The sequence below is a fragment of the Curtobacterium caseinilyticum genome, assembly GCF_030363035.1.
GTDB lineage: Bacteria > Actinomycetota > Actinomycetes > Actinomycetales > Microbacteriaceae > Curtobacterium > Curtobacterium caseinilyticum.
In genome coordinates, this window is sequence record NZ_JAUCMN010000001.1 from 399754 (window position 1) to 418964 (window position 19211).

General features: G+C 74.0%; 18 protein-coding genes. 10 read left to right on the forward strand and 8 right to left on the reverse strand.

The window, feature by feature from the left end; genetic code table 11:
• Positions 1-9: 9 nt before the first annotated feature.
• Positions 10-822: an ABC transporter ATP-binding protein gene (locus QUG93_RS01810; RefSeq protein ID WP_289472061.1), complete on the reverse strand. Its 813-nt coding sequence runs from the start codon at positions 820-822 to the stop codon at positions 10-12.
• Positions 819-1745 (reverse strand): siderophore-interacting protein, encoded by a 927-nt coding sequence (locus QUG93_RS01815; protein WP_289471896.1) that lies wholly within the window; start codon positions 1743-1745, stop codon positions 819-821. Before QUG93_RS01815 ends, QUG93_RS01810 begins: the two co-directional genes overlap by 4 nt.
• A 57-nt stretch (positions 1746-1802) precedes the next feature.
• Here QUG93_RS01815 and QUG93_RS01820 point away from each other — a divergent pair, with 57 nt between their 5' ends.
• From QUG93_RS01820 to QUG93_RS01845, 6 genes are read left to right on the forward strand one after another with little or no spacing between them, the layout of a single operon-like run.
• A complete protein-coding gene (locus QUG93_RS01820; protein ID WP_289471897.1) occupies positions 1803-2768 on the forward strand; it encodes an alpha/beta fold hydrolase in 966 nt (321 codons plus the stop codon).
• Between the two features lie 60 nt (positions 2769-2828).
• On the forward strand, positions 2829-4379 hold the full coding sequence (locus QUG93_RS01825; RefSeq protein ID WP_289471898.1) for an ABC transporter substrate-binding protein: 1551 nt from the start codon (positions 2829-2831) through the stop codon (positions 4377-4379).
• Positions 4380-4425: 46 nt separating this feature from the next.
• Positions 4426-5379 (forward strand): ABC transporter permease, encoded by a 954-nt coding sequence (locus QUG93_RS01830; RefSeq protein WP_289471899.1) that lies wholly within the window; start codon positions 4426-4428, stop codon positions 5377-5379.
• Complete coding sequence (locus QUG93_RS01835; protein ID WP_289471900.1) at positions 5376-6299, forward strand: ABC transporter permease; 924 nt, start codon at positions 5376-5378, stop codon at positions 6297-6299. Before QUG93_RS01830 ends, QUG93_RS01835 begins: the two co-directional genes overlap by 4 nt.
• A complete protein-coding gene (locus QUG93_RS01840) occupies positions 6296-7150 on the forward strand; it encodes an ABC transporter ATP-binding protein (RefSeq protein WP_289471901.1) in 855 nt (284 codons plus the stop codon). The genes QUG93_RS01835 and QUG93_RS01840 overlap by 4 nt, the downstream gene beginning before the upstream one ends.
• Entirely contained in the window at positions 7147-7929 is a 783-nt protein-coding gene (locus QUG93_RS01845) for an ABC transporter ATP-binding protein (RefSeq protein ID WP_289471902.1), read from the forward strand. The genes QUG93_RS01840 and QUG93_RS01845 overlap by 4 nt, the downstream gene beginning before the upstream one ends.
• Positions 7930-8132: 203 nt before the next feature.
• On the opposite strand, the gene QUG93_RS01850 is transcribed toward QUG93_RS01845, so the two are convergent.
• Both QUG93_RS01850 and QUG93_RS01855 read right to left on the reverse strand, forming a co-directional pair.
• Positions 8133-9572 carry an amidase gene (locus QUG93_RS01850; RefSeq protein ID WP_289471903.1) on the reverse strand — a complete coding sequence of 480 codons (1440 nt, stop codon included), beginning with the start codon at positions 9570-9572 and terminating at the stop codon, positions 8133-8135.
• 11 nt (positions 9573-9583) lie between these two features.
• Positions 9584-10504, reverse strand: coding sequence for an NmrA family NAD(P)-binding protein (locus tag QUG93_RS01855; RefSeq protein WP_289471904.1), 921 nt, complete (start codon positions 10502-10504; stop codon positions 9584-9586).
• Between the two features lie 120 nt (positions 10505-10624).
• Between QUG93_RS01855 and QUG93_RS01860 the strand changes: the two genes are divergently transcribed.
• The 3 genes from QUG93_RS01860 to QUG93_RS01870 are packed head-to-tail and all read left to right on the forward strand — an operon-like array spanning position 10625 to position 13603.
• On the forward strand, positions 10625-11596 hold the full coding sequence (locus QUG93_RS01860; protein WP_289471905.1) for a CPBP family intramembrane glutamic endopeptidase: 972 nt from the start codon (positions 10625-10627) through the stop codon (positions 11594-11596).
• Positions 11583-12938 carry a sensor histidine kinase gene (locus QUG93_RS01865; protein WP_289471906.1) on the forward strand — a complete coding sequence of 452 codons (1356 nt, stop codon included), beginning with the start codon at positions 11583-11585 and terminating at the stop codon, positions 12936-12938. The genes QUG93_RS01860 and QUG93_RS01865 overlap by 14 nt, the downstream gene beginning before the upstream one ends.
• A complete protein-coding gene (locus QUG93_RS01870; protein ID WP_289471907.1) occupies positions 12935-13603 on the forward strand; it encodes a response regulator in 669 nt (222 codons plus the stop codon). The genes QUG93_RS01865 and QUG93_RS01870 overlap by 4 nt, the downstream gene beginning before the upstream one ends.
• A gap of 224 nt (positions 13604-13827) precedes the next feature.
• On the opposite strand, the gene QUG93_RS01875 is transcribed toward QUG93_RS01870, so the two are convergent.
• Genes QUG93_RS01875 through QUG93_RS01885 form a run of 3 tightly spaced genes read right to left on the reverse strand, consistent with a single transcriptional unit; the run spans position 13828 to position 15958 of the window.
• Positions 13828-14643, reverse strand: a complete 816-nt coding sequence (locus tag QUG93_RS01875; RefSeq protein WP_289471908.1) for an ornithine carbamoyltransferase — start codon at positions 14641-14643, stop codon at positions 13828-13830.
• Positions 14644-14663: 20 nt separating this feature from the next.
• The gene (locus QUG93_RS01880) at positions 14664-15365 is read right to left on the reverse strand and encodes an HAD family hydrolase (RefSeq protein WP_289471909.1); all 702 of its coding nucleotides are present in this window, start codon (positions 15363-15365) and stop codon (positions 14664-14666) included.
• Entirely contained in the window at positions 15362-15958 is a 597-nt protein-coding gene (locus QUG93_RS01885; RefSeq protein ID WP_289471910.1) for an NAD(P)H-dependent oxidoreductase, read from the reverse strand. Before QUG93_RS01885 ends, QUG93_RS01880 begins: the two co-directional genes overlap by 4 nt.
• Before the next feature lie 120 nt (positions 15959-16078).
• Between QUG93_RS01885 and QUG93_RS01890 the strand changes: the two genes are divergently transcribed.
• Positions 16079-17743 (forward strand): ABC-F family ATP-binding cassette domain-containing protein, encoded by a 1665-nt coding sequence (locus tag QUG93_RS01890; protein WP_289471911.1) that lies wholly within the window; start codon positions 16079-16081, stop codon positions 17741-17743.
• Between the two features lie 136 nt (positions 17744-17879).
• Here the strand turns inward: QUG93_RS01890 and QUG93_RS01895 are convergent, their stop codons facing one another.
• Entirely contained in the window at positions 17880-19196 is a 1317-nt protein-coding gene (locus QUG93_RS01895; RefSeq protein WP_289471912.1) for a cytochrome P450, read from the reverse strand.
• Positions 19197-19211 lie beyond the last annotated feature (15 nt).

Below are 19211 nucleotides of genomic sequence, written 5' to 3' on the forward strand. Positions count from 1 at the left end.
GCCGGCGCGTCAGGCCGTACGGCGCCGGGGCACCACGAGGGGCGTGCCCGTCTCGGGGTCGGGGACGACCACGCACGGCAGGCCGAAGACGTCCTCGACCAGCTGGGACGTCAAGACCGACGCGGGCGTGCCCTGCGCGACGATGGCTCCGTCCCGCATCGCCACGAGGTGCGTCGCGTAGCGGGCCGCCTGGTTGAGGTCGTGCAGCACGGCGACGACCGTCCGCCCGGACGCGTGCAGCGCCGAGGCCAGCTCGAGCACGTCGTACTGGTGCGCGATGTCGAGGAACGTGGTCGGCTCGTCGAGCAGCACGATGTCGGTCTCCTGCGCGAGCACCATGGCGATCCACACCCGCTGCCGCTGCCCGCCGGAGAGCTCCCCCACACTGCGGTCGGCGAGGGACACGGTGTCGGTCTGCTCCAGGGCGGCCTGCACGGCGATCCGGTCCGAGCCGGACGACGGGTGCAGCAGGTCCTGGTGCGGGAACCGCCCGCGGGACACGAGGTCGCGGACGGTGATGCCCTCGGGCGCGATCGGGGTCTGCGGCAGCATGCCGACCCGCCGGGCGACGGCCTTCGGGCGGTACGAGGTGATCGGCGCGCCGTCGAGGAACACCGTGCCGGCGCTCGGCGTCAGGGTCCGTGCGAAGGCCTTCAACAGCGTGGACTTCCCGCACGCGTTCGGACCGACGATGACGGTGAGCTCGCCGTCCGGCACGTCGACGTCGAGCGCGGACACCACGACGCGGTCGTCGTACGCGAGGGTCAGGCCACGGGCCCCGAGCGCGGTCGTCGGCGGGGCCGCGGGCGCGACGGTGCTCAGTGCTCCGCCTTGCCGTGCCGCCAGTAGCCCATGAACGCGACCTGCCGCCGGTCGAGCCCAACGCCGCGCACGAGGTGGCGGCGGAGTTCCTTGACGCAGCCTGCCTCACCCGCGATCCAGGCGTACACGGGCCGTTCGTCGACGGGTGCCGGCACGTCCCAGAGCACCTGCTCGTCGACGTCGACCTCGGCGAGCTCGACGCGGGCCGGGTCGCCGGCGCGCGCCGACGCAGCGACCGCGACGTCGGACGCCCACGCGTGCACCTGGTCGGTCATCCGGACGCCGTGCGAGGCGCCGTTCCGGGCGATCCACCGCACCTCGACCCCGGCGGGCGCGGTCACGGGCAGCCGGTCGGCGTCGGTCGGCACCTCGATGAAGACGTGCCCGACGGTGGCGACGTCGAGGGCCTCGAGGATCGCGCAGATGGCGGGCGCTGCGGTCTCGTCGCCGGCGAGCAGGATCCGCGTCGCCGTCCCCGGCGCGAACTCGGCGGCGCCGCTCGGGAGCTCGGCGGGCGACGACGGTACGGCCGGCCCGACGATCCGCAACTCGTCGCCGACGCGGCACGAGGACACCCAGCGCGAGGCGGGTCCGGTGTCGCCGTGGGCGACGAAGTCGATGTCGAGCTCGTGCGCGTCCGGTCGGAAGGACCGCACCGTGTACGTCCGCAGCGGGTTCCGCTCGGCGTCGGGCAGCGCCCGCCAGGCGCCGTACCAGTCGTCGCCGTCGGGCAGGTCGGTGAAGCCGTGCCCGGGGATCGGGAGGACGACCTTGATGCGTTGGTCGAGCCCCACGGCCGAGAAGTCCGCGAGCGCGTCCCCGGCGAGTGTCACCCGGACGAACGAGGGCGTCAGCGCGGTCACGGCCGCCACGCGGACGGAGAAGACACGGTACCGGGCTGCCACGAAGAACGAGTATGGCATGCCTTACCTAAGGCTTCCAGGGGATCGGGGTACCGATCCCGGTGCGAGGATCGGACCGTGCACGAACCCGACGACGAATTCTCGGACCTGGCCGCCCTGGCGGCGGCGAGCGGCGTGACGGAGCCGCTCCGCGCCTCCCGACAGGTGGTCCGCACCGACGACGGACGCGAGACGGCCGCGATCCGCTGGGACACGGCGGACGGACGGGAGGCACGGGTCACCTACCTGCACGGGCTCGGCATCGACGCGCACAGCTTCGACCAGACCGCGATCGCGGTCGGGGAACCGGCGGTCGCCCTCGACCTGCCCGGGCACGGTCGGTCGTCGTGGCGTGACGACGCGGACTACGGCGCGACCGTGACGGCGCCGCAGGTGATCGCCGCGCTCGATGCCCTCGCCGTCCCGCCCGGCGTCCTGGTCGGACACTCGCTCGGTGCCATCCTGGCGGCCCGGGTCGCGGCGACGGTCCCCGAGCGGGTGACCGGGCTCGTGCTCGTCGACATGTCGCCGGACTTCGCGCAGCGGGCAGTCGACCGCATCGCCCGGGCGCTCGAGGACGAGGAGCCGTTCGCGTCCCTCGAGGAGGTCGTCGACCGCGCCGTCGAGGCCCGCGTCGGCGACGACCGAGCGGTCCTGCGGCGGGAGGCCCGGCACACCACCCGGCTCGGTGCGGACGGCCGACTCGTGCGGCGGCACCACTTCCCGCACCTGCCGGCCGGCCGCACCACCTCGGTGGGGCGCTTCGCCGACGCGTGGCCGGACCTCGAGGGGCTCACCGTGCCGCTGCTGCTCATCCGGGGCGACCGCGGCTACGTGTCGCCGAAGCTGCACGCCGGGTTCACCGAGCGGCTGCCGGACGCCGAGGTCGTGACCGTGACCGCCCGCCACGCCGTGCAGAACCAGGCACCCCTCGAACTGGCGTCGGCGATCCGGGCATGGGGAGAGCGGCACGGACTGTTGCAGCCCCGTACGTTGTTGCACCCCGTCGAAGAACCGTCGCCCGACACCTCCGAGCGCCGGTAACCTCGTGCGAGCGCGACGCGACGACCGTCGACGGCACGCGCCCGGAAGGAACCCACACCCATGAGTCCGCTCCTCCCCCGTACCGGGACCCGCACCCGTCCCGGTACCCGTCGGGGAACCCGCTCGGTCCGCCTCGCCCTGGCCGCCACCGCGGTCGCCGTCGTGTCCGCGCTGACGCTCTCCGCCTGCTCCGGCTCCTCCGACGACCGCGGCGGCGCCGACGCCACCGTGCGCGTCGGTCTCGTGCTCGAGCCGACGAGCCTCGACATCCGCAAGCAGTCCGGTGCCGCGCTCGACCAGGTGCTCATCGACAACGTGTACCAGGGCCTGGTCGGCCGGACCGCCGACGGGGAGATCCGCGACGTCCTCGCATCGGCGCACGAGGTGTCGTCGGACGGGAGGACGTACACGTTCACCCTGCGGAAGGGCACGACGTTCCAGGACGGCAAGCCGGTCACCGCCGCCGACGTCGTCTGGTCGCTGCAGCAGGTCAAGGGCGACGACTCGTACGTCGACTCCGCCAAGCTCGCCGGGGTCACCTCGATCACCTCGCCCTCGGACGGCGTCGTCGAGCTGCGGCTGGCGGAGCCCGACTCGGACCTGCTCTGGAACCTGACCGGTCGCGCGGGCCTCGTGCTCGAGCAGGCTGCGACCAACGACCTGTCCGACAGCGCGAACGGCACCGGCCCCTTCGAGGTCTCGTCGTGGAAGCAGGGCGACTCGCTCACCTTCACCCGCAACGACGACTACTGGGGCACCGCGCCGAAGGTCGGGAAGATCGTCTTCCGCTACATCACCGACCCGTCGACGGCGGTCAACGCGATGGCGAACGGCGACCTCGACGTGCTCAACCCCGTCGACGGCACACTGCAGACCCAGCTGCAGGGCAACCAGGACGTCACGCTCCACCGCGGCAAGACGACGGACAAGTACACGTTGGCGTTCAACGACGCGGAGGCGCCGTTCACGGACGAGCGCGTGCGGCGCGCGATCCGGCAGGCGATCGACCCGAAGGCGCTCATCAAGGCCATCGGCGGAACCGGCGTCGAGCAGGGCGGGCCGATCCCGGAGCTCGACCCGGGCTACGAGGACCTGACGTCCATCGACGCGTACGACCCCGACAACGCGAAGAAGCTGCTCGCCGAGGCCGGCGAGTCGGACCTCGACCTCACGCTGACCTACGCGAACGTCTACCCGGCGGCCATCGGTGACGTGCTGAAGTCGCAGCTCGCCGACGTCGGCATCACGCTGAAGGTGCAGCGCGTCGACTTCGCCACCTGGCTGTCGCAGGTCTTCCAGGACAAGGACTTCCAGCTCTCGATGGTCGACCACGTCGAGGCGCGGGACTTCGGCATTTGGGCGAACCCGGACTACTACTTCGGCTACGACAACCCCGAGGTGCAGCGGCTCTACGCCGAGTCGATCGCGACGACCTCGCAGACCGAGAAGGAGCAGGCGCTGCGGAAGGCCGCGCGGATCGTCAGCGAGGACGCCGCCGGCGAGTGGCTGTACACCGCGACCGAGATCACGGCCGTCCGCGAGGGCGTCACCGGGTTCCCGGTCGACGGCGGCAACTCGCGGCTCGACCTGTCGAAGCTGGCCGTCGGGTGAGCCCGTCGCCACGTGACGACGGCCGGACCCCCGTAGCATCGGGGACGTGACCCGGTTCCTCGTCGGGCGAGTGCTCCTGCTCGTCGTCGGCCTGCTCGTGGCGAGCATCATCGTGTTCGCCACGCTGCGGGTGCTCCCCGGCGACGTCGCGCAGGTCGTCGCCGGCACGCAGTCGACCCCCGCGCAGGTCGAGCATCTCCGGCAGCAGCTCGGGCTCGACCGACCCGTCGTCGTCCAGTACCTCGACTGGATCGGCGGGGTGCTCCACGGCGACCTCGGTCGCTCGCTCGTGACGAACGGCGCCGTCGGCCCGGAGATCGCCCAGAAGCTCGCCGTGACCCTGCCGCTCGCCGGGATGTCGCTCGTCGCCGCGCTCGTGCTCGGGGTGCCGCTCGGGGTCCTCGCCGCGGTCCTCCGACGGCGTGCCGGCGGCGCGGCGATCGGGTTCGTGGCGCAGGCAGTCGCCGCCGTCCCGGTGGTCTGGGCGGGCATGCTCCTCATCGCGCTCTTCGCCGTCACCCTGCACTGGCTGCCGACGCAGGGCTTCCCGCTCGACGGCTGGGACGAACCCGGTCGGGCGTTCTCGTCACTCGTGCTGCCGGCCCTGACGATCGGCGCGGTCGAGGGCGCCGTCATCCTCCGCTTCACCCGTTCGGCCACGCTGTCCGTGCTCGACGCCGACCACGTGCGCACCGCCGCCGCGATCGGGCTCACCCGCACGCGGGCGCTCCTGCGGCACGGGCTGCCCTCGGTGGCCCTGACCGTGCTGGCGGTCCTCGGCGTGCAGATCGCCGGACTCCTGGTCGGCGCGGTCGTCGTCGAACAGCTGTTCTCGCTGCCAGGGGTCGGCCGCATGCTCGTCACCGACGTCGGACGCCGTGACGTCACGAAGGTGCAGTCCGAGCTGCTCGTGCTGACCGGCCTGGTGCTGCTCGTCGGGTTCGCGGTCGACGTCGTGCACCGCTCGCTCGACCCACGCCAGCGCGAGGTGGGCGAGTGATCCGCCGCCTGCTCGCCCGACCGACCGGGTGCTTCGCCGTGGTCGTGCTCACGGTCCTCGTGGTGCTGGCCGCGGTCTCGCTCGTGTGGACGCCCCAGGACCCCTTCCGCACCGACCCGTTCCGGCAGTGGGCAGCGCCGAGCGCCGCACACTGGTTCGGCACCGACGCCTCCGGGCGCGACATCGCCAGCTACCTGCTCGCCGGCACCCGGACGACCGTGCTCGTCGCGGTCGGTTCCGGGGTCGTCGCCAGCGTGGTCGGGATCGTCCTGACCGCCGTCGGGTCGCTGACCGCGCGCTGGGTCCGCGAGGGCACGGCCGTCCTCCTCGACATCCTCGTCGCCTTCCCGACCCTGCTCACCGCGATGCTCCTGACGGCGGTGTTCGGCGGGTCGCTCGGCGTCGTGGTGGTGAGCGTCGGCCTGTCGTTCGGTGTGACGATCGCCCGGGTCGCGCGCGGGGAGATCCGCCGCATCGCCCGCAGCGACTACGTGGTGGCGGCACGGGCGTCCGGCGTCGGTCCGCTCGGCGTGCTCGTGCGGCACCTGGTGCCGAACGCGGCGCCGCTGTTCACGGTGCAGCTCTCGCTGGCGATGGCGACGGCCGTCCTGGCCGAGGCCGGCCTGTCGTACCTCGGCTACGGCGCCGGTTCCGACACCGCGTCGTGGGGCAACCTGCTCGCGGACCTGCAGACGTACATCGGGGTCCACCCGTGGAGCGCGACGTGGCCCGGTGCCGCCATCGCACTCGTCGTCGCCGCGCTCTCCCTGCTCGGCGACGCGGTGCGGGACGCGACGGACCCGCGCCTGACCACGGGCGACCGCGCGAGCGGCGGCCGGGCCGCGCCGGGTGACCCCGCGGCGGACGGCGCCGGCTCACCGCCGTCGACCACGACCACCACCCCCGGGGTGACCGCATGAGCGACGACGCGACCGCCCCGAACGCACGACGCGACGACGCGTCCGCCCCGCCGACGCGACGCGACGGCCTCGAGGTGCGCGACCTGACCGTGCGCATCGCGGGGCGGACGGTGCTCGACCACGTGACGTTCACCGTGCCTCCCGGCCGACGCGTCGGCGTCATCGGTGCCTCCGGTTCCGGCAAGTCGATGACCTCGCTCGCGCTCATGGGGCTCGAGCCGACGGGTGCCGAGGTCACCGGCAGCATCCGCCTCGACGGCACGGAACTCGTCGGCCTGCGCGACCGGGACCGCGCACGCCACCGCGGGTCCGACATCGGCATGGTGTTCCAGGAGCCTGCGACCGCCCTCGATCCGCTCCGGCGGGTCGGGGCGCAGGTCGCCGAGCCGCTGCGGCTCCACCGCGGGCTCGACCGTCGCGCTGCGGCCACGGCAGCCGTCGCGCTGGCGGACGCCGTCGGTCTGCCCGACCCGGCGTCACTGCTCCGCCAGTACCCGCACCAGCTGTCCGGTGGCCAGCGGCAGCGCATCTGCATCGCGATGGCCATGGCCGGCTCCCCCGCGTACCTCGTCGCCGACGAGCCGACGACCGCGCTCGACGTGACCACCGAGGCCCGCATCCTGGAACTGTTCGAGCGGCTGTCGACCGACCGCGGCACGGGGATGCTCTTCGTGACGCACGACCTCGCAGTGCTCGCGCGCATCGCCGACACGGCGGTCGTGCTCGACCACGGCCGTGTCGTCGAGCAGGGCTCGGTCCGGACGCTCCTCGACGCGCCGCAGCACCCGACGACGGCGGCACTCGTCGACGCCGCCCGTGCCACCGCCCGCCTGACCGGAGGTTCCCCGTGACCGACGCGCTGCGCGCCAGCGGCCTCCACCGCACCTACCGCCTGCCCCGCCGCGGCCCGTTCGAGCCGGGGCCGGTCCGCACCGCCGTCGACGGCGTCGACCTGACGGTCGCCGCCGGTTCGCGGCTGGGCATCGTCGGCGAGTCCGGGTCGGGCAAGTCGACGCTGGTCCGGCTGCTCGCCGGCCTGGAGGCACCCACCGCGGGCACCGTGTCGGCCGGCGGTCGTCCGGTGCTCGCGTCGGCGTCCGCGGGCGCCATGCGCTGGTTCCGCCGCGAGACCGGGGTGGTGTTCCAGGACCCCTACGCGTCGCTCGATCCGCGGATGCGCGTCGGCCAGGTCGTCGCCGAACCGCTCCGAGCGCTCCGGTTGCCCGGGTCGCACCGCTCGCTCGTGGCCTCGGTCCTGGAGCGCGTCGACCTGCCCGCCGACGCCGCCGACCGGTACCCGCACGAGTTCTCGGGCGGGCAGCGGCAGCGCATCGCGATCGCCCGTGCGGTGGTGCACTCGCCGCGGATCCTGTTCGGGGACGAGCCGATGAGCGCCCTCGACGTCGTCGTCCGCGCCCGCGTGATCGACCTGTTCCGCTCGCTCGCCGACGACCTCGGGCTGACGCTCGTGCTCGTGTCGCACGACATCGGCGTGGTGCAGCGGCTGTGCGACTCCGTGGCGGTGCTGTCCGAGGGGCGGATCGTCGAGCAGGGGCCGGTGTCGCTGCTCGACGACCCTCAGCACCCGGTCACGCGGGCGCTGGTGGCGGCGGCGCCGACGCTGCCGTAGGGGCGGGCGGGCTGGCGCGGCGGGCGCGCGGCCGCGTGGGCCGTCCGCGTGGGCGCATGGTTCGCGACGTTGCGCGTGTCGATCGACACGTGCAACGTCGCTCGATCCGCGTGCATCGGGTGCGCGTGCATCGTGCGACATCACACCCGTCGATCGACGCGTGCGATGTCGCTACCGCGTCAGCACCCCGCGCTGGCCAGCCGTCACCACTGCGGCGGGTGCCGGCGCTCCCACCGCAGCCGGCGCTCGAGCTGCGCCCCGAGCGCGAGCAGCACGCGCTCCCCGCCCGGGCGCCCGATGAGCTGCACGCCCATCGGCAGGCCGGCGCCGTCCGGGTGCCCCTCGTCGGTGACGCCGACCGGCAGCGTGATCGCGGGCAGCCCCGACACGTTCGCCATCGACGTCCAGGGCGAGTAGGCGCACTGTCGCCGGAAGTCCTCCTCGGGATCGTCGCCGTACCACCCCAGCGGCCGCGGGGTGAGCGCGAGGGTCGGCGTGAGCACGGCGTCGAAGCGGTCGAACGCCCCGATCAGCCCGGCGGAGAAGGCGTCCAGCGTCGCCATCGCGTCGAGGACCCGCGTCGCCGTCAGCTGCCCTGCCCGCTCCACCAGCCACGCCACGAGCGGGGTGAGCTGCGTCAGGTCGATGCCGGGCACGCGCGGCAGTCCCGCTGCGCCCGACTCCCACGCCACCCGGAACGCGTCGGCGTAGGCAAGCCGGGGCATCGCGACGTCCTCGACGCCGTGCCCGACCTCCCCGAGGACCCGCACGGCGGTCTCGACTGCGGCCCGCGCGGCGGGGTCGACCACGACGTCCACCGCGTCGTCCCACGGTGAACCGTCGAGCAGCCCGACGACGAAGCGTCCCTCGCCCCGGACGGCGGCGGCCGTGAAGGGGCCCTCGCCGACGTCCGGCGTGACGAGCGCGTACGGCGACGGCTCGGGCAGCCCGGTCGGTGCCACGAGGGCGTCGAGGAGCATCCCGGCGTCGGCGACGTTCCGGGTGATCGGCCCGGCGACGCTCAGTCCGCCGAGGCCCGACCGTCCGGGCATCGACGGCACGCGACCCCGGCTCGGCTTGAGCCCGACGAGTCCGGTCGCGGCGGCCGGGATGCGGACCGATCCCCCGCCGTCCGTCCCGACGGCCGCGGGGACCAGTCCCGCGGCGACGGCCACGGCGGTGCCGCTCGACGACCCGCCGGGGGCCCGCGTGGTGTCGTACGGGTTCCGCGTCGTACCGATCCGGGTCTCCGACGAGGATGACATGCCGAACTCCGGCGAGGTCGTCTTGCCGAGGCTCACCGTGCCCGATGCGGCGAGCGCCGCCACCAGCGGGTGGTCGACGGTCGCGGGCGTCGCGGGCAGTGCGGCGGAGCCGTGCCGGGTCGGGACCCCGGCTCGGTCGTACAGGTCCTTGTCGGCGGTCGGCAGGCCCCACAGCGGTCGCGAGGTCGGCACGAGCGATCCGAGGTGTTCCGCCCGTGCCCGCGCGGCGTCGGCGGTGACCGTGACGAACGCGCCCAGTCGAGGGTCGTGCCGTTCGATGCGTGCGAGGTAGTGCTCGGTCACCTCGAGCGCAGTCGCGTCCCCTCGACGGATCCAGTCCCAGAGTTCCTGCGCCGAGAGGTGGTGGAGTTCGAACACGGTCCCCGAGCCTAGGCCTGCACGTGCGCGGCGAGCACGTCCCGCACCGTCGTCCAGTCGTGCGGCCCGTACCGGTCGTTCGCCACGTGGTGCAGCTCGGCCTCGCCGCTGAACATGCTCACGAAGTACTGCATCCCCTGCCACGCCGGGAACGGTTCGTCGTCGTCGGCCTTGGACAGGCGCCGGCCCACCCTGGCCATCGCGGAGAGCGTGCCCGCGGTCCCGGCCCACTGCGTGCGGAACCGGGTGCCGGTCAGCTGCGAGAGGGTCTCCGCGACGCTCCTGGCTGTCACCCGGTCCCCTGCCACCTCGACGACCCGCGGGGCGTCCGGGTCGAGTGCGACGAGTGCGGTCACGCGTGCGGTGTCGTCCTTCGTGGTGAAGTCGAGCACCTGGTCCGGGGACGACCAGTACAGGACCGTCCGGCGGTCGAAGAGGATCATCGGCGCCTGGCCCGTGAGCATGTCGGTGAAGGCGCCGTTCAGCACCGAGGTCGCGCGGACCGGTGCCGCGTCGACGGTCGCCGCGAACTCGCGGCGGAGCTCGAAGTTGCGGTTGGTGCCGGGCGTGATCGACCGGTAGTCGGCGGAGTAGTCCGAGGGCACGAAACGTGGGACACCGGCGTCGACCGCCGCCCGGAGCAGGGCGGTCTGTGCGTCGACGATCACGGAGCGGGTGCCGCTCAGCACGGAGACGACGACGTCGACCCCGGCGAGCGCCGTCACGAGTGCGTCGTGGTCGTCGTAGGCGGCGCTGACGACGGACACCCGGTCGGACACCGCTGCGAGCCGGTCGGCGGCTGGCGAGGAGCCGGAGCGCGTCAGGGCGACGACGTGGACGTCGTGCGCATCGTGGGCGGGGTCGAGGAGCGCGCGGACGATGCGCGCGCCGAGGTCTCCGGTGGCGCCGGCGACGAGGACGGTGGTGGTCATGACGTCGACGCTACGCACGACGGGCGGGGTCGGGTCCGGCTTGCATCCTTCGGTGGAACTCCCGGTGGTGCGTCCCTCCGCCGGTCGTCCCGGGTCGCAGACGTTCCTAGCGTCGACGTCATGACGAACACCACCGAAGTCCGGCCCGGCGCCGGCACCGTCGCACCCGAGCGGACGGGGGTCCGAGGCCTCGTCTCCCGCCACCCGCTCGCCTCCTTCGCCACCCTGGCACTCGGCCTCAGCTGGCTCGCCTGGGTGCCCTACATCCTCAGTCCGCACGGCCTGGGCGTCTGGGACCTGCACTTCCCGGAGTTCCTCGGCTCTGCGCAGTTCACCGGCGTCCTGCCCGGGGCGCTCCTCGGCCCGCTCGGCGGCGCCTTCGTCGTGACGGCGCTGGCCGACGGTCGGCCGGGCCTGCGCCGCTGGGTCGGGCGCCTCTGGCGCTGGCGGGTGTCCTGGTACTGGTACGCGCTGGCCCTGGTCGGCGTCCCGGCGCTCATCGTCCTGACGGGTCTGCCGTTCTCGGGCGGGAACGTCCAGGCGCCGACCGCCCTCGCCCTGCTCGCCCTCGTGCCGGGGCTCGTGGTGCAGCTGTTCACCACCGGCCTGTCGGAGGAGCCCGGCTGGCGTGACTTCGCCCTCCCCCGGCTGCAGGACCGCTTCGGCCCGCTCGGCGCGGCGGCGGTGCTCGGCCCGCTGTGGGCGCTGTGGCACATGCCGCTGTACCTGTCCGACTGGGGCGGGTGGCCGGACGCGCACTGGTCGGAACCGGTCGTCTTCGCCCTGTTCACGATCACCTTCAACGTCGTGATGACCTGGGTCTTCAACCGGACCGGTGAGAGCCTGCCGGTCGCACTCCTGCTGCACGTCGGCGTGAACAACACCATCTCGACCCTGTGGGCCGACATGTACCCGGGCATGACCGCGGGCACCATGATGCACGGGCTCGCGATCGTGTCGACGGTGGCCGCCGCCGTCCTGCTGGTCGCCACCCGGGGTCGGCTCGGCTACGACCGTCGGCCGGGAGGCGCGGATCGCCTCCCGACCTCGGCCTCCGCCCGCCTCGTAGGATCGAACGATGGCACCCGCTGAAGCGAGTGCGGCTCGCGTCGCCGCCGACCCCCGCTCCGTGCGGGAGATCGACGGCGACCGCCGCACGCGCCGCACCGACGTCCTGGTCGCGGTCGCCACCGCGGTCGTCTCGCTCGGTCTGTTGCTCGGGCTGCCGTACCTCGACGAGATCGACCCGGACACGGTCGGTCCGCACCTCGACGCCCCGACGGTCGGCGGTGCGGCCTGGCTGCTCCTCGCGCTCGGGCTGCTCGTGCAGTCAGCGGTCCTGCTCCCGGCGCGGCGGGCGCCCCGGATCGTCCTCGTGGCGGTCGCCGCGGTGCCGGTCATCGTGGTGACCGCCACCCGCGACAGCAGCGACCTGTTCGGCCTGACGGCGCTCCCGGTCGTGGTCGCCGTCGTCCTCGCAGCCGTGCGGGTACCGATCGGACGGCTCTGGCCGGCTCTGGTCGTCGCGGCGGGACTCGTGGCGACGGGCACCGCGGCGAACTGGATCCTCCTCACCGGGGCGCTGTCCGGCCGGCCCGTGTCGGCCGCGCTGCTCGACGCCGCGCCGCAGGGTGTCACGCAGGCCATCGGCGCCGTGGGCCTCCCCCTCGTCGTGGCCCTCGTCGTCCGCGCCCGTCTCGACGTGCGTGCGGCACGCGAGGCGGAGGTCGCCGCCCGGACCGCCGAGGCCTCGGCCACGGTCCGCGAGCAGGACGCCCGCGTCGATGCCGCGGTATCGCGCGAACGGTCGGCGATGGCCCGTGAGCTGCACGACATCGCCGCGCACCACCTGTCCGGCATCGCCCTGATGTCGGCGGTGATCGACCGGCAGATCGACACCGACCCGGCCGCCGCGCACGAGGGCGTCCGTCAGGTGCGGGAGCAGAGCACGGCCGTCCTCGAGGACCTCCGTCGGCTGGTCGGCCTGCTCCGGGACGACGCGCCCGCCGAGCGGGCCGTGGAGACGATCGCCGGGGTGGTCGACCTGGTGGAGCGGGCCCGGTACCGGTCGGACGTGCGACTCGAGGTCCTGCCCGGCGACCGACCGCTCGCCGAGGGCGTCGGTCCCCTGGCGCAGCTCGCCGCCTACCGGACCGCACAGGAGGCGCTGGCGAACGCCGCGTTGCACGCACCCGGAGCCGTCGTGACGGTGACCGTGGACGACCGCGGGGCCGAGCAGTTGACGCTCCGCATCGAGAACGAGGCGCCCACCGCACCGGTCCCGGGGAGCACGGCAGCAGGCGGGAACGGGCTGCGCGGCATGCGTGAGCGGGCGGACCTGGTGGGGGCGCGCCTCCAGACCGGTCCGACGGCGACGGGAGGCTGGTCGGTGACGCTGGAGCTGACGCGCGAGTCGACGGAGGTCACCCCGTGATCCGGGTCCTGGTGGCGGACGACCAACCGCTCGTGCGGGCCGGGGTGTCGGCGCTGCTCGCGGCGGAGCCCGACGTCGAGGTCGTCGGCGTCGCGGCCGACGGCGGCGAGGCCCTCAGGCTCGCGCGGCGCACCCGGCCGGACGTGGCGGTGCTCGACATCCGGATGCCGGTGAGGAACGGCATCGAGGTCGCGCGGGAGCTCTGCGCCCCCGGTGCCGACCCCGCCGTGCCGGTGTTGATGCTGACGACGTTCGACCTCGACGACCTGGTGTTCGGGGCGCTCGAGGCGGGCGCGTCCGGGTTCCTGCTCAAGGACGCCGAGCCGGACGTGATCGTCGACGCCGTGCGGCAGGTCGCCGCGGGCAACGGCACGATCGACCAGACCCTCACGCGGCGGGTGCTGCGCGAGTTCGTGTCGCGGCGGAGCCTGCAGCCGGTGACGGGCGGCCGGGCCTCGGAGCTGCTGACCGCTCGGGAACGGGACGTGCTGCTGCTCCTGGCGCAGGGGATGTCGAACGAGGAGATCGCGGCGGAGCTCGTGGTCGAGGTGTCCACGGTGAAGTCGCACCTGGCGCGGATGCTCCCGAAGCTCGGGGTCCGATCGCGCCTGCAGGCCGTGGTCTGGGCGTACCAGAACCGCGTCGTGGCGGTCCCCGAGGGGTAGCCGCCCGACGTACCCGGCCCTTCCGCGCGTACCTGGCCCTTCCAGGCGTACCTGGCCCTTCCGCGCGTACCTGGCCCTTCCAGGCGTACCCGGCCCTTCCGCGCGTACCTGGCCCTTCCAGGCGTACCTGGCCCTTCCAGGCGTACCTGGTCTTCCTGTTCCACCAGGTACGCCCGGTTCCACTTGGCATCGCATCTGCTGTGGGAAGGAACGGGCGCGCAACGTCAGGCGAGGCAGTGTGCGAGGACCGCCTGCTGCACCGGCAGCAGCGCCCGTTTCGCGCCGTGCCCCACGAAGGCCGAGCTCGCGAGGGCATCGGCGGTCACCTCACGCCCGCGGACGAACGGCGGACACGGGGCGAAGCGGACCCCGGCGGGAGCGAGTGCCAGGACGTCGACGGTGACCCGGTAGGGCTCGAGCGCAGCGGCGTGCCGACCGGGGCCGTCGGTCACGACGACGTCCGCGTCGGCCACCGCCCCGGCCAGGTCGTCCCTCCACCGCACGCCGGGCGCCGCCAGCCCCTCGGGGCAGCACTGGAGCAGGTCGAAGCCGAACAGCCGTGATGCCTCGGCCCACGCACGCGCGATGTTGCCGTCCGCGCCGACGAACCGCACCCGGAGCGACCCGACGTCGTGCCCACGTGTCAGTGCCCAGACATCCGCCAGCACCTCGCACGGGTGGTTCTCGCTCGTCATCGCGTTCACGACCGGCGCCGCGTCCACGGCCGCGAGCGCCTCGAGCACGGACAGCTCCGGATGTCTGACGACGAGCACGTCGACGAACTCCGCGAGGTACCGGGCGACGTCCTCGTGCGCCTCGTCCTTGTCGAGGGACTCCGGTGGGAACACGATCGGCTGGAGACCGGCGAGCGCCGCGCCCCGCTCGAAGGACGCCCTCGTGCGCAGGCTGGCCGCGGGGAAGAACATCGCCGCGGCACCGTCCAGCACCGGGCCGGTCCCCTGCTCGTACTCGCGGGCGAGTCCGAAGACGGCGTCGGTGTCGTCGGTGGTCCAGTCGTCGAGTCGCAGGAGGTGGCGCACGTCGTCACGCTAGGGGGCGGTCACCGCGGATCGCTGCCCGACTCCCCGTGCAGGGCAGAGAGCACGAGGGACCGGACGCCGCCGTCGCCGTCGCGTGCCGGATCGACCAGGACCGCGCGCATCCCCGCAGCTCGTGCCCCGTCGACGTCACGGTGCGGGTCATCGCCGACGAACAGGCACACTCCAGTCGGGACACCGAGCTCGTCGGCGACCCGCTCGAACGCACGTCGGTCCGGCTTGGTCGCCCCGATCCGCTCGGACGTGCACACGACGTCGACGAGGTCCGCGAGCCCCGTGGTGACGAGCTTGTCGCGCTGCTGCTCCTCGGTCCCGTTCGTCAGGACACCGATCGCCCTGCCGGAGTCCCGGATCTCCCGCAGGAGCGCCGCGCTCCCCACGAACGGACGCCAGGCAGCGCGGTAGGCGGCGAGGTAGCGACCGAACAGCAGGTCGAGCTCACGCAGATCGCGCGGTGGCCGGATCCCTGCGACAGGCAGGACCTCGACGAGCCGGGCCCGACGCTGCTCGGCGAAGTCGACCTCCCCGCGGCGCCACCGTTCCAAGTGCCGCTCCTCTGCCTCGGCCCAGGTGTCGAGCAGGGCGGGGGTCGCAGCGACGCCGACCTGGCGGAGGAAGTCCTCCACGGCATGAGCGCTCGCGCCTGCGTGGTCGATCAGGGTGCCGTCCAGGTCGAAGACCACGGCACGGACGCCGTTGGTCATCCCGGCACCGCGGCGACGACCCGCTCGACCGCCGTCACCACGGCCCGCTCGCGCACGGCGGGGTCCTCGTGCTCGGACTCGTGCACGAAGGCCGTCGTCCCGCGCACCGCGCCGCAGAAGTCCACCACGCCGTGCTCGAGCTGCGTCCGGAGTGCCTGCTCGTACCCGTGCCGCTCGTACACCCCGGCATCGTCGCCGGCGATCGGCAGGAGGTGCACCGTGAGGCGCCCGAGTCGCCGGTCGATGCACCCGTCCTCCCCCACGCCGAACGCCCACCCGTTCACGAAGACCCGGTCGAGCCACCCCTTGAGCAGCGCGGGCACCGACCACCACCAGACCGGGAACACGAGCACGACGTGGTCGGCCCGGTCGAGCCGGTCCTGCTCGGCGGCGACGTCGGGCGCCGGGTCGGTGCCGGTCCGGTAGGTGTGCCGGTCGGCCGCGGTGAAGCGGGGGTCGAAGCCCTCGGCGGCGAGGTCCGCGACCGTCACCGGGCCCGCGCCGGCGGCGTCGAGCGCCGCCTCGAGGCGGTGGGCGACGGCGAGCGTCAGCGAGTCGGGGTCCGGGTGGGCGGTCACGATGAGCGTCGACACGGCTCGATCCTGCCAGCAGCGGGTGCACGGAAGCCCCGCCGGACGGGAGGCACGGTGCGGGCCGGCACCGTGCCTCCCGTCCGGCCCCGAGCCCCGACCAGGGCGTGGGACGATTGCCGGATGACCGCCACGCTCGTCGCCAAGGACCTCGCCGGCGGGTACGCCGCCCGCACGCTCTTCGAGGGCCTCGACCTCACCGTCGCCCCCGGTGACGTGATCGGCCTGGTCGGCGTCAACGGCGCGGGGAAGTCGACCCTGCTCCGGCTGCTCGCCGGGGTCGACGAGCCCCTCGCCGGCACCGTGACGACGAACCCGCCGGACGCCTTCGTCGGCTGGCTCCCGCAGGAGCACGAGCGGATCGCGGGCGAGACCGTCGCCGCGTACGTCGCGCGCCGCACGGGCTGTGCCGACGCCACGGCCGACATGGACCGGGCCGCCGAGGCCCTCGGCGCCCCGGACGCCGGGGACGCCGCCGCCGAACGGTACTCCGTCGCGCTCGAACGCTGGCTGGCGTCGGGTGCCGCCGACCTCGAGGAGCGCCTGCCCGTGGTGCTCGGCGAACTGGGGCTCGACGTGACAGCGGACGGCGCGGGCGTCGGCCCGGACAGCCTGATGACGGCGCTCTCCGGCGGGCAGGCGGCGCGCGTGGGGCTCGCCGCCCTGCTGCTCTCGCGTTTCGACGTGGTGCTCCTCGACGAGCCGACGAACGACCTCGACCTGGACGGCCTCGACCGTCTCGAGCAGTTCGTCCGCGGCCTGCGCGGCGGAGCCGTCCTGGTCAGCCACGACCGCGAGTTCCTCGCCCGCTCGGTGACCGCGGTGCTCGAGCTCGACCTCGCGCAGTCGTCGCACCGGCTCTTCGGCGGCGGGTACGAGGCGTTCCTCGAGGAGCGCGAGATCGCCCGCCAGCACAAGCGCGACGCGTACGACGAGTACGCCGCGACGAAGGCCGACCTCGTCTCGCGCGCGCGGACCCAGCGCGAGTGGTCGAGCCAGGGCGTGCGGAACGCCATGAAGAAGAACCCGGACAACGACAAGATCCGCCGAAAGGCCGCCAGCGAGTCGAGCGAGAAGCAGGCGCAGAAGGTGCGGCAGATGGAGTCGCGGATCGCCCGGCTCGACGAGGTCGAGGAGCCCCGCAAGGAGTGGCAGCTCGCCTTCACGATCGGCAGCGCCCCGCGGTCGTCGGCGGTCGTCGCGACCCTGTCCGACGCGGTCTACGAGCAGGGCGACTTCACGCTCGGCCCGGTGTCGCTGCAGGTCTCCGGCGGTGACCGCATCGGCATCACCGGCCCGAACGGCGCCGGCAAGTCGACCCTGCTCCGCGCACTGCTCGGCCGGACGCAGCCCACGAGCGGCTCGGCGTCACTCGGGTCCAGCGTGGCGGTCGGCGAGGTCGACCAGGCGCGCGCCGCCTTCACCGGCGAGCAGCCCCTCGCCGCGGCGTTCGAGGAGCTGGTGCCGGAGATGACCACCGCCGACGTCCGCACGCTCCTGGCGAAGTTCGGCTTGAAGGCGGACCACGTCGGCCGTCCCTCGTCGGCGCTGTCCCCGGGCGAGCGCACGCGTGCAGGTCTCGCCCTGCTGCAGGCGCGAGGCGTGAACGTGCTCGTCCTCGACGAGCCGACGAACCACCTCGACCTCGCCGCGATCGAACAGCTCGAACAGGCCCTCGAGGCCTACGACGGCACCCTGCTGCTCGTCACCCACGACCGCCGCATGCTCGACACCGTCCGGCTGGACCGCCGGTGGCGGGTCGAGGCGGGCCGCGTCACGGAGGTGTGACGGGAGGGACGGGCGCGCCCCGCTCAGTGGCGACGCGGAGCGTTGCGCGGGGCGCGCCGACCGAGCCTGGAGGACGGTGGCGGGCCCGCCACGCGCCTCCCGTCCGTCCTGACCCCGTCTCCTGCCCCGCGTGCGGTCAGTGCGCCGACCGGTGGAAGGGGCACCCACCCGACCGTCCGGCGCCGGCGCCGCGGCGCGTCACCCGACCCCCCGACGCCGGCTTCGTCGGCATCCGCCGACGATCGACGGCGAGCCCCTCGTCGAGCACGTCGAGCCGCGGGTCGCTCAGCACCGCGACCGCGGCGGCCAGCGCTGCGACGGCGACCTTCTCCCCCGGGCACCGGTGCCCCGTCGCGACGTCCGCGCCGCCGTGCGGGACGAAGGTCCGGACGGCCTCGACGTCGTCCCAGTCGGCGACGCCGAGCCAACGGGCCGGGTCGAACCGGTCGGCCTCCGACCACGAGCGGTCGTCGGTGTCCGTGCCGAGGACGTCGAGCACCACCCGACCGCCCGCGCGCACGTGCTCGCCGTCGAGCTCGACGTCCTCCGTCGCCCATGCCGGCAGCACCGGCACGAACGGCGCGGTGCGGCGGATCTCCTGTGCGAACGCGACGGCGACGGGACCGTCGACCAGGGACGCCCGACCGATGGTCTCCTCGGCGATCCGGGCACGCCACTCCGGTCGGTCGTGCAGTTCCTTCGCCGCGAACGCCACGAACCGGGCGACCGCGACCGCCGGTCGGATCGAGTTCTGCAGCTCGATGCCGGCGGTCCTCGGCGGCAGCAGGGCACCCTCCTGGTCCCGGTGCCACGCCCACTCGTGCAAGGCGGTCCCCTCGGCAGGGTGGAGCCGACCACCGCGGACGGCCTCGACGAGCCGGGCGGCGTGCCGGTCGGACCAGTGCCGGTTCAGCACGGCGAGCAGGTACTCGGGCGAGTACGGCACGCCGAAACCGTCGACGACCTGCGCGAGCTTCGCCGCCCACCGGGTCTTCGCCGCGGCGGTGCCGGGCAGCCCCGCCCACCGCATCACGGCCCGGCCGATCGCCCCGACGGCGGCGTCGTACGCGCTCCGGTGTCCGCCGTCGAGCCAGGCGTCGAGCTCGCGGGACCACTCCTCGGACAGGAAGGGCGTGAGCCGGCGGACCTGCTCGTCCTCGTACGCGACGTCGACGAAGGTCGCCTTGCGGTGCCGGTGCTCGTCGCCGTCGAGCGAGTGCACCGAGCCGACGCCGAACAGGGTGCGCTGCACGAGTGCCGGCATCGCGCCGTGCCGGGCGGTCCGGTCGCCGTCGTAGAAGAGGTCGACGCCCTCCTGACCACGGACGAGCAGGGCGGGCTTCCCGAGCAGTCGGAACGGCACCGCGCGGGCACCGGGTCGAGTGCGTCGCCAGAGGTGGGCGCCGAAGCCGTAGCCGCGGGTCAGGAGTCCGAGGGAGTCGTCGATCGCCATGCGCCCATCGTGCCG

Coding starts and splice junctions, on each gene's coding strand:
- QUG93_RS01815 (WP_289471896.1), bottom strand. CDS start 1,745: ATGCCATACTCGTTCTTCGTGGCAGCCCGGTACCGTGTCTTCTCCGTC.
- QUG93_RS01825 (WP_289471898.1), top strand. CDS start 2,829: ATGAGTCCGCTCCTCCCCCGTACCGGGACCCGCACCCGTCCCGGTACC.
- QUG93_RS01840 (WP_289471901.1), top strand. CDS start 6,296: ATGAGCGACGACGCGACCGCCCCGAACGCACGACGCGACGACGCGTCC.
- QUG93_RS01855 (WP_289471904.1), bottom strand. CDS start 10,504: ATGACCACCACCGTCCTCGTCGCCGGCGCCACCGGAGACCTCGGCGCG.
- QUG93_RS01860 (WP_289471905.1), top strand. CDS start 10,625: ATGACGAACACCACCGAAGTCCGGCCCGGCGCCGGCACCGTCGCACCC.
- QUG93_RS01865 (WP_289471906.1), top strand. CDS start 11,583: ATGGCACCCGCTGAAGCGAGTGCGGCTCGCGTCGCCGCCGACCCCCGC.
- QUG93_RS01880 (WP_289471909.1), bottom strand. CDS start 15,365: ATGACCAACGGCGTCCGTGCCGTGGTCTTCGACCTGGACGGCACCCTG.
- QUG93_RS01890 (WP_289471911.1), top strand. CDS start 16,079: ATGACCGCCACGCTCGTCGCCAAGGACCTCGCCGGCGGGTACGCCGCC.
- QUG93_RS01895 (WP_289471912.1), bottom strand. CDS start 19,196: ATGGCGATCGACGACTCCCTCGGACTCCTGACCCGCGGCTACGGCTTC.